General features: G+C 34.5%; 16 protein-coding genes. 15 read left to right on the forward strand and 1 reads right to left on the reverse strand.

Annotated features, from left to right (window positions below; genetic code table 11):
• The first annotated feature begins 5 nt into the window (after positions 1–5).
• The 3 genes from CAAU_RS07665 to CAAU_RS07675 are packed head-to-tail and all read left to right on the forward strand — an operon-like array spanning position 6 to position 2604.
• Positions 6–1010 carry an energy-coupling factor ABC transporter permease gene (locus CAAU_RS07665; protein ID WP_008908868.1) on the forward strand — a complete coding sequence of 335 codons (1005 nt, stop codon included), beginning with the start codon at positions 6–8 and terminating at the stop codon, positions 1008–1010.
• Positions 1011–1021: 11 nt separating this feature from the next.
• Positions 1022–1798: an energy-coupling factor transporter transmembrane component T family protein gene (locus tag CAAU_RS07670; RefSeq protein ID WP_008908869.1), complete on the forward strand. Its 777-nt coding sequence runs from the start codon at positions 1022–1024 to the stop codon at positions 1796–1798.
• Positions 1795–2604, forward strand: coding sequence for an energy-coupling factor ABC transporter ATP-binding protein (locus tag CAAU_RS07675; RefSeq protein ID WP_008908870.1), 810 nt, complete (start codon positions 1795–1797; stop codon positions 2602–2604). Before CAAU_RS07670 ends, CAAU_RS07675 begins: the two co-directional genes overlap by 4 nt.
• 209 nt (positions 2605–2813) lie before the next feature.
• Here the strand turns inward: CAAU_RS07675 and pgmB are convergent, their stop codons facing one another.
• The gene (gene pgmB / locus CAAU_RS07680) at positions 2814–3458 is read right to left on the reverse strand and encodes a beta-phosphoglucomutase (protein WP_008908871.1); all 645 of its coding nucleotides are present in this window, start codon (positions 3456–3458) and stop codon (positions 2814–2816) included.
• 208 nt (positions 3459–3666) lie between these two features.
• On the opposite strand from pgmB, the gene CAAU_RS07685 reads away from it, so the two are divergent.
• From CAAU_RS07685 to fabG, 12 genes are all read left to right on the forward strand, one after another.
• Positions 3667–5949, forward strand: a complete 2283-nt coding sequence (locus CAAU_RS07685) for a glycoside hydrolase family 65 protein (protein WP_008908872.1) — start codon at positions 3667–3669, stop codon at positions 5947–5949.
• A 33-nt stretch (positions 5950–5982) separates the two neighbouring features.
• Positions 5983–6999: a LacI family DNA-binding transcriptional regulator gene (locus tag CAAU_RS07690; protein ID WP_008908873.1), complete on the forward strand. Its 1017-nt coding sequence runs from the start codon at positions 5983–5985 to the stop codon at positions 6997–6999.
• Positions 7000–7051: 52 nt separating this feature from the next.
• On the forward strand, positions 7052–8263 hold the full coding sequence (locus tag CAAU_RS07695; protein ID WP_008908874.1) for an ABC transporter substrate-binding protein: 1212 nt from the start codon (positions 7052–7054) through the stop codon (positions 8261–8263).
• A 47-nt stretch (positions 8264–8310) separates the two neighbouring features.
• Entirely contained in the window at positions 8311–9258 is a 948-nt protein-coding gene (locus CAAU_RS07700; RefSeq protein WP_008908875.1) for a carbohydrate ABC transporter permease, read from the forward strand.
• A gap of 10 nt (positions 9259–9268) precedes the next feature.
• Complete coding sequence (locus CAAU_RS07705; protein WP_008908876.1) at positions 9269–10090, forward strand: carbohydrate ABC transporter permease; 822 nt, start codon at positions 9269–9271, stop codon at positions 10088–10090.
• A gap of 435 nt (positions 10091–10525) precedes the next feature.
• Positions 10526–11044, forward strand: coding sequence for a biotin transporter BioY (locus tag CAAU_RS07710; protein WP_008908877.1), 519 nt, complete (start codon positions 10526–10528; stop codon positions 11042–11044).
• Between the two features lie 9 nt (positions 11045–11053).
• Positions 11054–11515: a MarR family winged helix-turn-helix transcriptional regulator gene (locus CAAU_RS07715; protein ID WP_008908878.1), complete on the forward strand. Its 462-nt coding sequence runs from the start codon at positions 11054–11056 to the stop codon at positions 11513–11515.
• Positions 11516–11521: 6 nt separating this feature from the next.
• The gene (locus CAAU_RS07720; protein ID WP_008908879.1) at positions 11522–12490 is read left to right on the forward strand and encodes a beta-ketoacyl-ACP synthase III; all 969 of its coding nucleotides are present in this window, start codon (positions 11522–11524) and stop codon (positions 12488–12490) included.
• A gap of 61 nt (positions 12491–12551) precedes the next feature.
• Entirely contained in the window at positions 12552–12770 is a 219-nt protein-coding gene (acpP, locus tag CAAU_RS07725) for an acyl carrier protein (protein WP_008908880.1), read from the forward strand.
• A gap of 14 nt (positions 12771–12784) precedes the next feature.
• Positions 12785–13738 (forward strand): enoyl-[acyl-carrier-protein] reductase FabK, encoded by a 954-nt coding sequence (gene fabK / locus CAAU_RS07730; protein WP_008908881.1) that lies wholly within the window; start codon positions 12785–12787, stop codon positions 13736–13738.
• A gap of 1 nt (position 13739) precedes the next feature.
• Entirely contained in the window at positions 13740–14675 is a 936-nt protein-coding gene (gene fabD, locus CAAU_RS07735) for an ACP S-malonyltransferase (RefSeq protein WP_008908882.1), read from the forward strand.
• Positions 14669–15409, forward strand: coding sequence for a 3-oxoacyl-[acyl-carrier-protein] reductase (gene fabG, locus CAAU_RS07740; protein ID WP_008908883.1), 741 nt, complete (start codon positions 14669–14671; stop codon positions 15407–15409). Before fabD ends, fabG begins: the two co-directional genes overlap by 7 nt.
• Positions 15410–15421 lie beyond the last annotated feature (12 nt).

Here is a 15421-nt window from a genome sequence, read left to right on the forward strand (position 1 = left end):
TTTTTATGCACATGTCAGATGCTTTAATTTCACCATTGGTTGGAGGTAGTATGATAATTTTAACATCAGCCGCAACTAACTATTCAATAAATAAAATAAAATATGAATATGATGATAAAAAGATCCCTCTTATGGGAGTTATGGGTGCCTTTGTATTTGCTGCGCAGATGATTAATTTTACAATTCCAGGGACAGGCTCCTCTGGACATTTAGGTGGAGGACTGCTATTATCAATATTCTTAGGTCCCTATGCAGGATTTATAACTATGGCAACAATACTTTTAATTCAAGCACTATTGTTTGCTGATGGGGGCCTTTTAGCATACGGTTGCAATGTATTAAATTTAGGATTTTATTCAGCATTTATAGCTTATCCTTTTATTTATAAAAAGATAATTTCAAAGGGATATTCCAAAAAGAACATATTTACAGCATCAATACTATCTGCTATTGTAAGTTTACAGCTTGGAGCCTTTAGTGTAGTTCTTCAAACGGTGTTGTCAGGAAAAACAGAACTTCCATTTACAACTTTCCTCTTGCTTATGCAGCCTATACATCTTGCGATTGGAATAGTAGAAGGAATAATAACAGCCTTTGTTGTAAGCTATGTTTATAAAGTTCAACCTGAAATTCTAGAGGATAAGGAAAAAGAACATAATGAAAAGTTAAATTATAAAAAGATTTTAGTTTCCTTTATTTTAATAACTGCTTTAACAGGTGGAATTTTATCCTGGTATGCATCTAGTTATCCAGATGGTTTAGAATGGTCTATATTAAAAACAACAGGCAGTGAAGAACTAGAAGCAAAAGGGGCTTTTCATCAGTATTTTGGAAAACTTCAAGAAAAAGTTTCAATAATGCCAGATTATAATTTTAAAAATGCTAAAGAAAATTCCGATGGGAAAATTGGAACAAGCACATCGGGAATTTTAGGAAGCTCAGCAACATTAGGAGTAATTTTATTAATAGGTTACGCAATAAAGCGTTTTAAAAAGACTAATAATGTATAATCGGTGATAGTATGTCTAAATTAAATTATTCATTAAGACAAATTAGATTTTTAGATGAATGTTCAGAGGGGAAAAGCTTAATCCACAGGATAAACCCTATAGTAAAGATTTTGGTAACTTTAATATATATAATATGCGTTGTGTCTTTAGAAGGCTATGAAGTTAATAGGCTAATTCCCTTCTTTTTATATCCTGTTATTATTATTTCTCTATCTGACATCCCTATTGCACCTTTATTGAAAAGAACAGTGATATCATTACCTTTTATATTAGGGATAGGCTTTTTAAATCTTTTAATAGAAAGGAATTTACACGGATTATTAATTTTTTTAAGTTTATTGATAAAATCCATTTTAACAGTTTTATCTTCCCTTCTTTTGATTGCAACGACTGGAATGGACAACATAGCAAAGGGGCTTTTAGCTTTAAAAGTTCCTAAAATATTTGTTTTACAGCTTATGATGACATATAAATATATTTTGATTTTTACGGAGGAATTAATTACATCAGTTAATGCCTATGAGCTAAGGTCAAGTGAAGGGGGCATATCTTTAAAGTTTGCAGGAAATATATTAGGAAGATTTTTTCTAAGGGTTTACGATAGAGCAAAGAATATTTATAATTCAATGATCCTAAGGGGATTCAACGGAGAGTTTAATATAGGTAAAAAAATAAGCTTTGCTAATAAGGATATTATATTTTTAATACTTTGGATTATTTATTTTGTTCTTATAATGTTTTTTGATGTTGTTAAATTCTTTGAGCTAATTTTAGGAGTGGTAACATGAGTCACCATATGATTGAACTTAAAAATGTAAGTTTTAAATATCCTCAAGGAAATGAAGTAATAAAAGATATAAGCTTTAGAATAACCCATGGCGAGTCAGTGGGACTTATAGGAGCCAATGGTGCAGGTAAATCCACCCTTTTAATGCTTTTATCGGGCCTATTAATCCCTACCAATGGCGATATAATAATTGGAGAGACAAAGCTGACTAAAAAGACTTTAAAATATATAAGACAAAGAATAGGATATTGTTTTCAAAATCCAGATGATCAGCTCTTTATGAATACAGTTTACGATGATGTAGCCTTTGGCCCTAGAAATTATGGAATAGATGAAATTGAAATTGAAAAAAGAGTAGATAAAGCCTTAGAAAGGGTAGGTGCCCTACATCTTAAGAATAAGTTTAGCTACAAGTTATCCGGAGGAGAAAAAAGGATGGTTTCAATAGCAACGGTTCTTTCTATGGAACCGGATATTTTACTTATGGATGAGCCATCATCCTTTTTAGATCCAGGGGCAAGAAGAAGATTAATAAATATTTTAAATTCATTTGAACATACAAAAATAATAGCAACCCATGACTTAGACTTAGTATTAGAAACCTGTAAAAGAACAATACTTTTAAAGAATGGGAAAATAGTTTTTGATGGTAATACAAAGGATATTCTGACAGATAAAAAACTTCTTGAAGAATGCGGTCTTGAACTTCCTTTTTGCCTTCAGACTATTGACAAACCCTCATTGATGTTTAGTCTATGCAAGAGCCCCGTGAATGGATTTCAAAAAGGCATCTCTCATAAGCTTTAGCAATTCTTGCTTTTCGACTTTTCAAAAGTCCGTAATTCTGCACACGGACGTGCAGAGCCGAGTGGCCGACACGGATGTCGGCTCACGAGGGTAGGACTTTTGAAAACAAAGAAAAGCTTAGAATTGCTTAGCGAAATGAGCGAATGCCAGGGAAATCCTTCACGGGGCTTACAAAAAAACAACTTTTTCAACAGTCTGAAGGCACTCGATTAGAGTGCCTTAATTATATCTACTGATACATTTTTAAACCCTTCTATAACCATATCAGCATCTTTTAAAATTTCCTTTGAACCTACTCCAACAACCTTCATGTTAGCTCTTCTTGCAGCTTCAATTCCTGCTATTGCATCCTCAAAAACAATACATTCTTCGGGTTTTAAATTGAGCTCTTCTGCTCCCTTTAAAAATACTTCAGGGTCAGGTTTTGCCTTTGTTACTTTATTTCCATCGATTATAGCATCAAAGTATTGTTTTAAATTAGTATTTTCAAGTATTATCATTGCGTTTTTACTTACAGAACCTAATGCAATTTTATATCCATTCTCCTTAAGTTGAGATAAAAACTCCTTAACTCCTGGAAGAATTTCAGATTCATCCATTTTCGATATGTATTGCACATACCAATTATTTTTCTTTTCGGCAAGCTTTAGTTTAGTTTCTTCATCAAAGGATAAATTTCCTATTTCAAGAAGAATCTCAAGGGATTTCATTCTGCTAACTCCCTTAAGCCTTTCATTGTCCTTTTCAGTAAATTCAAAGCCTAATTCATTAGCAAGCCTTTTCCAAGCAAGATAGTGGTATTTAGCAGTATCAACTACAACACCATCCAAATCAAATATGCATCCTTTAATCATTTTTGTCCTCCTTCCTGAAAATCATGTTTAAATTATACCAAAAACGATTTTGGTAATAAATAAAAAAATGAACGAAATAAATAAAAAAATTGTATAAAAATCTAATATTTTATGATATAAAAAAGAAAATTAAGTATTGAATTTAATTTCTGACTATTTTATAATAAAATTAACAAAAACGTTTACGGAAATTTTAGGAGGTAAAGGGATGCAGTCACTTTGGGAGATTAAGTTAGAAAAATACGATAATAGCCAAAACAGAAAATATGAAACAATTTATACTCTGGCAAATGGCTATAGGGGATTTAGAGGAGTTCAGGACTTTTCTAAAAAAGGAGAATGCGGAAACTTTATTGCTGGAGTTTTTGATAAGAACGATGCACAGGTTACTGAGATTGTTAACTGTCAAAACCCATTGGTATTAAATATATACTTTGATAATGAGCAGTTAGATATAGATAACAGCGAGGTTTTAGAGTTTGAAAGAAATCTTAACATGAAGGAAGGAATTTTATATTCTAAATATCTTTTAAAGCTTCAAAGTAGACGAATTGTAAAAGTCGAAGTTGAAAAATTCGTCAGCCGAAACAATGTCCACAGATGGGCAGCAAAGTATAAAATAACGCCTGTTAATTTTTCATCTAAAATGTTTATCGAAAACATAATAGATGGGACAGTTACAAATAGTTCTTTAGATCCTTTTCTAAAGACAAAACATTTTGATGTAGAGGATGTATTAGATTTAAAACCAGGAATAGCATTAAAGAGTATTACAATTGATAAAAAAATACGAGTTATAGAAGCAACTACTTTATTTTCAGAAAATCCATCAGGAAATATATTTATAAGAAGAAAGTTTGGAAGATTTGGAGAAGTTGCAAGGGAAGTTTATGAATCCTTTGTAAAGGAAGGAAAAGAATACATAGTAGTTAAATACGGTGTAACTTATACATCAAGGGATACAAAGGAAAGTATAATAAGCAAAGCAAAGGATGAACTTTTTAATTTTATAAGGGAAGGCTACGAATCTGAAAAGGACAAGCATATAGAATATTGGAATAACCTTTGGGACAAAATCGATATAGAAATAAAGGGAGATGATGCAGCTCAAAGAGGATTAAGGTTCAATCTTTTCCAATTATCCTCTTCAGCCTACGATGGTGATGATAAAGTTAGCATCGCTGCAAAGGCCCTTCATGGTGAAGGGTATAAAGGACATGTATTTTGGGATACTGAAATATTTATGCTGCCTTTCTTCATATACACTAATCCTAAGGTTGCAAGGGCGCTACTTATGTATAGATATAATACTTTGGATGGTGCAAGAAAAAATGCTGAATTAAATGGTTACAAAGGAGCTCAATTTCCGTGGGAATCTGCCGATGATGGAATTGAGGTTACGCCAAAGTGGGGATTTGACTATGACGGAAATCCTGTAAGAATATGGACAGGAGATGAAGAGTTTCATATAAACGCTGATATTGCATTTGCTATTTGGGAATATTATAGAGCAACAATGGACAAAGATTTTCTTGATAATTATGGTATAGAAATAATTTTAGATACGGCTAAATTTTGGAACAGTAGACTTGAATATAACAAAGAAAAAAATAGATATGAAATAAACAAAGTTATAGGACCTGATGAATTCCACGAGCATGTTAATAACAATGTTTATACAAACTATCTTGCAAGATGGAATATGATAAAAGCGCTTCAGCTTGTTGAAATGTTAAAGATAGAAAATCCAGTTTTACTCAACAAACTATGTAATAAATTGGGATTATCAAATGCTGATTTTGAAGAATGGGAAAAGAAGATAGAGCTTATATACATCCCGATGGCGAAGGATGGAAAGCTTATTGAGCAGTTTGAAGGCTATTTTAACCTTTTGGATATTCCAATTACAGAATATGACGAAAATGGAATGCCAAAGTGGCCAGACCTTAAGGGGTATAAACTTCACGATACACAACTTATAAAACAACCCGATGTTGTTATGCTTATGCTTCTTCTTGGTGATGAGTTTGACTTGGAAAGCAAGAAGATAAACTATGAATACTACGAAAAAAGAACAATGCATAAATCCTCATTAAGTCCATCTATGTATTCGATAATGGGGCTTGTTGTTGGTGATACCCACAATTCATATAAATACTTTATGAAAACAATATATACTGACCTTGAAGATAATCAAGGAAATGCAGCATTAGGGCTTCATGCTGCATCAACAGGAGGCTCATGGCAGAGCGCTGTATTTGGGTTTGGTGGATTGAGCATAGACCATGATGAAATACCAAACATCAATCCATGGACACCAGAAAATTGGGAAGAATTATCGTATAAGATAAATTGGAGAGGATCTATTATCAAAGTCACCGTTAAACAAGATAAAGTAGAGATATTCTCAGATATGGATAATGAAGTAAAGGTTTATGGAAATAAGTATAGCATAAAACAAAATCAATTACTTGAAGTTTCAAGAATCTAAACCTAAATGGTGCTTGCAGAAGGAGGGATATTAATGGAAAAAAATGTAACAATTAAAGATGTTGCTAAAAAAGCCGGTGTTTCTGTAAGCACCGTTTCAAGGGCTTTTAACAATTATAGCGATATTAACCCGGAAACCAGAGAATATATTTTAAAAGTTGCAGAAGAATTAGGGTATAGACCAAATCTTATTGCTAAAAGTTTAAGTTCAAATAAGAACTTTAGAATTGGGATGCTTGTTGAGGATTATGACCAAACTGGTATGCTAAATCCACTTGTATTTCAAATGCTCATGTCCTTTAAAAATGCTGCAGATAGGCAGGGCTTTGAAACAGTCCTTTTATCAACAAGCAGCGATATGCAAAAATCTCAAACATTATCTAAATTATATCAAGAGAAACAAATAGATGGTGCATTTATTATGGGGCTAAAGCTTACCGATGAGTATTATAAGGAATTAAATGAATTTCAGTATCCTTGCGTCCTCTATGATATATATATAAATAATCCAAATGTTGGATGTATAGGAGTAGACAACGTAAAAGGTGCCTTTATGGCAGTTGAGCATCTAATTAAATTAGGTCATAAAAGGATTGCGATGATAAATGGACATAAGGATGCCTTTGTAAGTTTTGAAAGGCTTGATGGTTACTTTTTAGCATTGAATAGATATAATATTCCGATTGATAAAGAACTTATAGTTTACGCAGACTTTTCAGATAGAGGAGGAGAAAGGGCAGCCGAAGAGCTAATTAAAACTCATAAGGACATAACAGCAATTTTTTGCGCAAGTGACCTTATGGCAATAGGGGCAATGAACGCACTTAACAATTTAGGATATTCTGTTCCGGATGATATTTCTATTGTTGGATTTGATGATTTATATCTTGCACAGCTTACCAATCCAAAGCTAACAACAATTAGACAAGACACAGCTATAATAGGAGAATCGGCAGCAAATGTCCTAATTAATATGATATCAGGTCAAAGGATTGGAAGAGTAATAATTCAACCAGAATTAATAATTAGGGAGTCTACAAAGAATATTTAAGTTTACTACCCTTAATGGGTAAAAATAAATAAAAATGTAAAGGGGGATCCACATGAAAAAGTTAATCGCTCTTTTTACAGCTGCTGTAATGGCGGTTGGACTTTTTGCAGGAAGCACATTTAAACCTGCAAAGGTTAATGCTGCAACAAAAAAGGTTATCAGGTTAGGAGTATGGGCCTCATCTCCTGCAGAATCTGAGCTTCTCGACAACCAAATAAAAGAATTTGAAAGACTTTATCCAAACATTAAAATTCAAAAATTAGTTATAACAGGGGATTATAACCAAGTGATGCAAGTAAAAATTGCATCAAGAACAGAACCAGATGTATTCTATCTTGATGTTTATCAAGCACCTGCATACATAGCAAAGAAGGTAATAGCCCCACTTGATAGTTATCTTGACAAGAACGACGTAAAGGATTTTGAACCGTCGCTATTAAAGGGTTTTACAAGTGGTGGAAAGATTTATGGTCTACCAAAGGATTACAATACATTAGTATTGTTCTACAATAAGGATATGTTTAAAGAAGCAGGGATTACAAAGGCTCCAACAACTTGGAAGGAACTTGAAGAAGCTGCAAAGAAGCTTACAAAGAATGGTGTAAAGGGGTTATCATTATCAATAGATGCTGCAAGATTTATTCCATTTATGTTCCAATCAGGTGCTAAGATAAATGATGGAGACAAGCCAGTATTTAATACACCACAAGCTGCCAAGGGATTAGATTTCTATGTTTCATTGTTAAAGAAGGGCTATGCAGCAACTCCAAAGGAACTTGGTGTTGGCTGGAATGGAGATGCCCTTGCACAAAAGAAGGTAGCAATGGTTATAGAAGGTGGATGGATGATTCCATTCATGAAGGATGCAGCACCAAATGTTAACTATGGAATTGCAAGATTACCAAAGGGAGATAAGGAAGGAGATTTGGTATTTACAGTTGCTTATGCGATGAGCGCAAGAACAAAGAATAAGGTAGAAGCTGCTGAAGTTATTAAGTTCTTAACAGGAAGACAGGCACTCTCAATGACTGCTGAAAGCGGTCTTGCTATTCCGTCAAGAATTTCAATGGGTGGTGTTTATACTGCTAAATACCCAGAAAGAAAGCCACTTGTTGACATGGTAAAATACTCACAAGTATATCAATTTGGTATAAAGAGCTCAAAGATTCTTGATGCTCTAAATAAGGCTTGTGAAAAGTTATACTATAAGAAGGTTAAGGATGCAAAGACTGCATTAGATCAGGCTATTAAGGAAGTAAAATAATACAGGGAAGCGGTTTTCCGCTTCCCATTTTTAAAGGAGGTCTTTAAATGAGCCTAGAGGTTAAAACAAATGTAGCACCTTCTAAAACAAAAGTTATGACAATGAAAAGATTAAAAAGAAGGGAAAAAATAGAAGGATGGCTGTTTGTATTGCCATTCGTCATATCGGCGGCTGTGTTTTTTATTGGACCGCTTTTAGTTGCTTTTATGCTCAGCTTTAAAGAGTATTCTTATCTTGATATGGTCAGCATGTTTGAGGCGCCATGGGTGGGTTTATCGAATTATATAAATGCATTTCAAGATTCAACCTTTCTAAGGGCCCTTTTAAACACTAGTTTGTATTCGTTAGGTGTTGTTCCAATACAGCTTTTTATTGCCCTTGTTTTAGCACTCATAGTGGATTTAAACATAAAGGGTAAAACTTTTTTTAGAGTAGCCTATTATATTCCAACTGTTACCTCTACCGTTGCGGTTTCGGTTATGTTCTTATTCATATTTAAAACAGACGGAATATTGAATAAAATTTTGAGTTTTTTCAATTTGCCACCATATAATTGGTTTGGTGACACAAGGCTTGCACTTCCAACTATTATGATGATGGCAATTTGGTCTTCAGTTGGTCTTTATATGGTTATCTTCCTTGCAGGCCTTCAGGATATTCCTATGTCTTTATATGAAGCGGCAAGGATAGATGGTGCAAGTAAAATACAAGAAGTTTTATATATTACAGTTCCTCTTTTAAAGCCTACTATATTTTTTAATTTAGTCGTATCCCTTATAGGAACGTTCCAGGTATTTGATCAAGCTTTTGTTGTATCCAATGGAACAGGAGGACCTCTTGATTCAACTATGACGGTAGTGCTTTATTTATACAAAACGGGTTTTAGAGATTTTCAGATGGGATATGCAAGTGCAATAGCATTTATATTATTTGCAATAATTTTTATTTTAACTCTTATACAAAGAAAGTTCTTCGGCGAGGAAACTGAGTTTTAGGGGTGATTTGATGCAAAAGGGTTTTAAATTGTCCAAGGTATTGTTCTACTTAATTCTTGTAGGGTATGCAGTGATCTGTCTTGGCCCATTTTTATGGAGTTTTATAACCTCCTTTAAACCTACCAGCGAAATCAATAATTTTAACATAGATTTCAAAACGCTTTCAGCGAAAAATTATATTTTTTTATGGAAGGAATTTCCCTTTGCAAGATGGGTATTTAATAGTATATACGTTGCTCTTTTAGTTACTCTTGGGAATATACTATTTAACTCAATGGCGGGTTATGCCCTTGCAAGAATCAATTTCCCGGGAAAGAAGGCTTTGTTTTTAGCAATCCTTGGTATGATGATGGTTCCAGGGCAGGTTGTTATGGTTCCAACATTTATCCTTTTATCCAAACTTGGGTGGGTTAATACTTATAAAGGGCTTACAATACCCTTTTTAACAAGCTTATTTGGAATATTTTTAATGAGGCAGTTTTTTACAACAATACCTAAAGCCATCGAGGAATCTGCTATGATAGATGGACTTAGTCGATTTGGAATATTCTTTAGAATAGTTTTACCTCTTGCAAGACCAGCACTTTCTACACAATTTATTTTAATGTTTACAGGGAATTGGAATAGCTTTCTTTGGCCAAGCCTTTTGGCTCAATCTGAAGAAATGTATACACTCCCAGTTGGGCTTAACTCCTTCTATGGACAATATTATCAATTCTGGGATCAGGTATTAGCAGGTGTTATGATTTTATCAATTCCATCGATATTGATATTCTTAATTTTCCAAAAGAATTTTATAAAGGGTATTGCAACTACAGGATTAAAGGAATGAGGCTGATCGATCAGCCTTTCAGACTGTTGAAAAAGTTGTTTTTTGATAAGCCCCGTGAAGGATTTCCCCGGCATTCGCTCATTTCGCTAAGCAATTCTAAGCTTTTCTTTGTTTTCAAAAGTCCTACCCTCGTGAGCCGACATCCGTGTCGGCCACTCGGCTCTGCACGTCCGTGTGCAGAATTACGGACTTTTGAAAAGTCGAAAAGCAAGAATTGCTAGAGCTCATGAGAGATGCCTTTTTGAAATCCATTCACGGGGCTCTTGCAAAGTCCAAACACCGATGAGAGTTTGTCTACAGTCTGTGAGGCTGATCAATCAGCCTTTTTTATTTTATTTTAATTTAGTATAATATATTGACTTGTGGAATATAATATACTAAAATAAATTTTGAAAATAAAAATATTTGATTATCAAAATAAAGGAGGAAGATAATTTGCCAATTAAAAAAATTACAAAGATTGCTCTGTTTGCATCAATTTTGAGTGTTTTATCCTTTATCTCAATTCCAATAGGAACCGTTCCTATAACCTTACAAACCTTTGGAGTATTTTTAGCAGGTTTATTATTAGGAGCAAAGGAAGGGGCTGTAGCTTGCTTAGTTTACATATTACTTGGTGCTGTAGGACTTCCTGTTTTCGCAGGCGGAAGGGGAGGATTAGAAGTATTAATTGGGCCTACTGGGGGATATTTAATCTCTTTTCCAATAGCGGCCTTTATTTTAGGAAAAGGGGTAAATTTTAAAAACAGGATTTTAGATCTATTAATTGTGATACTTTGCGTATTTTTTATATATGCCATCGGAGTTCCCTATTTAAAGTATGTGACAGGGATGGACTTTGATAAGGCGCTAAAGATAGGGATGATTCCATTTATAATTCCTGATATAATAAAGACAGTAGCAGCATATTTTATATCCGTTGAAGTAAACAAAAGAATAAATATTAGACTTTGAGGTGATTTGATGGATAAGTCCTACAGTGTATTAAATCAACTTCTTGTGGATATTTTTAATGATATCTTGCTGATTGAACAAAACGCCTTAAAAAGCGGTGAGCTTTCAGACCTTTCAATAACTGAAGTTCATGCCATTGAGGCAATAGGGAAAGCTACTGAAAGGACGATGGGGGAGGTTGCACAGGATTTAAAGGTTACAATGGGGACCCTTACAATAATGGTTGATAAATTAGTAAGAAAAGGATACGCAGAAAGGTTTAGATCAGAAGAGGATAGAAGGGTTGTTTTTGTAAGATTAACAAAAAAAGGCGAGCTTGTTTACAAGCTTCATGAAAGGTTCCATCATGAGATGATAAGAAGTATTATCGATGGACTATCGGAAGAGGAAGAAAAGATTCTCATTAGTTCTCTTGAGAAACTCAAGGAGTTTTTTAGAAAAAAATATGACCTAATTTTAAGAAAAGAGTGATGAGATGTGAGAAATGTAAAATTATTATCAACCGGAAGTTATGTTCCTGAAAGCATCTTTGATAATTCATTTTTAAGCTCAATAGTTGAAACTGATGACGAATGGATTACAACAAGAACTGGAATTAAAACAAGGCATATATCAAAGGGTGAGGATACATCGGATTTAGCATATAAAGCAGCAATAGAGGCGATAAAAGGTGCAAAGATAAATCCTGAGGAGATAGAGCTTATAATCGCAGCGACGGTAACGCCAGATAATTTTACGCCTTCGGTATCTTGCATGCTACAGGAAAAGCTAAAAGCCTTACGGGCTGCCTGCTTTGATATAAACGCAGCCTGCAGTGGGTTTTTGTATGCCTTGTCGATTGCAACATCCATGATAAAGGGTGGCAGCGTTAAAAATGCCCTTATAGTTGGGGCAGAGGTTTTATCAAAGGTTGTGGATTGGAAGGATAGAAATACCTGCGTTTTGTTTGGCGATGGTGCAGGAGCAGCATTTTTAGGGCTAAGCCAAGAAAAAGGAATAATCAATCACTTTATTGCCTCTGATGGTTCAAAGGGAAAACTTTTAAAAATACCTGCAATTTCAGTAAATAATCCAATAGTTTCTAAGGAACAACCAAAATCACATATATTTATGGATGGAAGGGAAGTTTTTAAGTTTGCAACTGAGGTTATAGTCGACAGCATAGAAAGGGTGTTAAAGGACAGCAATTTAAGTTTAGATGACATAAAATTAATTATCCCACATCAAGCTAATATAAGGATAATAGAATTTGCAGCAAAGAAATTTAAAGTAAGCTTTGAAAAATTTTATATAAACATACAGCATTATGGCAACACTTCTGCAGCCAGCATTCCAATAGCCCTAGATGAAGTATATAAAAAAGGTCTAGTTCAAAAGGGTGATAAAATAATCCTTGTAGGCTTTGGCGGAGGATTAACTTGGGGTGCGGCCCTTTTAGAAGTTTAATTTAATACCATATATTTTGAAAATAAAAATATTTGAAAATCAAATGAAAGGAGAAGTAATTATGGTATTTGAAAGATTAAGGGAAATAATTTCAGAAAACATGGGAATGGAAAAGGAAGAAATCAGTTTAGAAACAAGCTTTGAGGACTTAGGACTTGATTCATTGGACCTTGTTGAACTTGTTATGAATGTTGAAGATGCATTTGGAATTGAAATTGAAGAAGGACAAAACTTTAATACTGTTAAGGATGTTGTTGACTACATACAAGAAAGAATTTAATTGGGGGAATTGAAATGTTTGAAACAAGAATAACAAAGATGATAGGGACAAAATACCCTATTTTTCAGGGTGGAATGGCTTGGATTGCTGATGCTACCTTAGCATCAGCAGTTTCCAATGCAGGAGGCCTTGGAATAATTGCTGCAGGGAATGCCCCAGCAGAATGGGTTAGGGAGGAAATAAGAAGGGCAAAGGAACTTACAGATAAGCCCTTTGGAGTAAATATAATGCTTTTAAGTCCATATGCTGATGAGGTTGCCAAGATTGTTGCGGAAGAAAAGGTTAAGGTGGTAACAACAGGGGCAGGAAATCCGTCAAAATACATAGAGCTTTGGAAAAAGAATGGGACTATTGTCATTCCCGTTGTTCCTTCAGTTGCCCTTGCAAGAAGGGTTGAAAAATATGGTGCTGATGCTATTATCGCAGAAGGAGGAGAATCTGGAGGACATGTTGGCGAGCTTACAACGATGGCCTTAGTTCCTCAAGTGGTTGATGCAGTCAATATTCCAGTTATAGCAGCAGGAGGAATTGGAGATGGAAGAGGTTTTGCAGCAGCCCTAATGCTTGGTGCTGAAGGTGTTCAGCTAGGAACAAGGTTTTTAGTGGCAAAGGAATGCACTGTCCATGAAAACTATAAAAAGATGGTTTTAAAGGCAAAGGATATCGATACTGTTGTAACCGGAAGATTTACAGGGCATCCTGTAAGGATACTTTTTAATAAACTTGCGAGGGTTATGCTTCAGATGGAAAAGGAAGGCGTTGATATTGAAAAATTTGAGGAAATAGGAAAAGGAAGTCTAAAGCGAGCGGTTAAGGAAGGAGATATTGAAAATGGCTCAGTGATGGCAGGACAGATTGCAGGACTTGTCAAGAAGGAAGAAACATGTAGTGAAATAATAGAGGATTTGGTAAAGGGTGCAGAGGATACTATAAAAAATATGGTTAAAAATTATATCAAGGAGGATTAGTGTGGGTAAGATCGCGTTTGTATTTTCAGGACAGGGTTCCCAATGCGTAGGCATGGGAAGGGAGCTTCATGAAAAGTTCGACGATGTTAAGGAAATTTTTAATTCAGCTAATCTTCATTCAAAAAAAGACATAATAAATCTTTGTTTTAATGGACCTTCTGAGGAGCTTGATAAAACTGAAAATGCTCAGGTATGTATTTTAACGGTAAGCATAGCTTCCCTATTAGCATTAAAAAAGTATGGCATAAAAGCTGATTATGTTGCAGGTTTTAGCCTTGGAGAATATTCAGCCCTTGTTGCTGCAGATGTTTTAAGCTTTGAGGATGCTGTAAAAATAGTTGCGTTAAGAGGTAGCCTCATGCAAAATTCCTTTAAAGAAGGAAATCATGGAATGGCTGCAGTTATAGGACTTGATTTAGATGAAGTAAAGGAAATAGTAGAAAGAGCACAACAGGAAGAATTTTTAAGCATAGCAAATCTAAATTGTCCAAAGCAGACGGTAATTGCAGGGCACATAAGGACACTGGAAGTTGCAAAGGAGCTTGTAGAAAACAAAAAAGGAAAATTTGTAAGGCTTTCGGTAAGTGGAGCTTTTCATACAAAACTTTTGACGGAAGCGTCAAACATTTTTTATGAGAATATTAAAGGGTTTGAGTTTAAAAATCCTTCAATTCCTATAATTGCTAATGAAACTGCAAAGCCCCTCGATGGAAATATAAGAGAATCCTTGAAACTTCAGATGATAAGTCCTGTCCTTTGGGAGGATAGCATAAGATATTTAATAGACCTTGGTGTCGATACATTTATAGAGTTAGGACCTGGAAAGGTTTTAACAGGATTCATCAAAAAGATTGATAGAAAGGTAAAAACTTTAAACGTTGAGGATATAGAATCCCTTGAAAAAACTTTAAAGGAATTGGGAGTGGTTGAATGTTAAAGGGAAAGGTTGCATTAATTACAGGAGCTGCAAAGGGGATAGGAAGGGCAATTGCAGAAAAGTTTGCAAAAGAAGGTGCAAATTTGGTTATAAATTATAGGACTTCTCAAGATAATTTAAAGGAACTTGAGGAAAAGCTAATGGGCTATGGTTCAGAGGTTTTATTAGTCCAAGGCGATGTTAAAAACTATGGTGATGCAGAAAATATAGTAAAGGCTGCTATTGAAAAATTCGGAAAGATAGACATTTTAGTTAACAATGCAGGAATTACAAGGGATAACCTTCTAATGCGCATGAGCCTTGAGGATTTTGATGAGGTTTTAGATGTTAATCTTAAGGGTGCCTTTAATGTTATAAAGGCAGGATTGCCTTTTTTAATAAAGCAAAAAAGCGGAAGAATAATAAACATATCATCGGTAATAGGCATTATAGGGAATGCAGGACAGGCAAACTATGCTGCATCAAAGGCAGGCCTTATAGGTCTTACAAAGTCTGTTGCAAAGGAAATAGCATCAAGGAATATAACTGTTAATGCAATTGCACCTGGGTATATAGTTACCGATATGACTGGAAAGCTTCCAGAAAAGATAAAGGAAAAGATGATGGAATTAATTCCTTTAAAAAGACTTGGAAATCCCGAGGATGTTGCGAATCTTGCAGCATTCTTAGCCTCAGATATGGCTTCATATATAACAGGTCAGGTCATAAACGTTGATGGTGGCATGGTAATGTAAGGAGTGAGTGAG

This window comes from Caloramator australicus RC3 (assembly GCF_000297115.1).
In the GTDB taxonomy this organism is placed as follows: domain Bacteria; phylum Bacillota; class Clostridia; order Clostridiales; family Caloramatoraceae; genus Caloramator; species Caloramator australicus.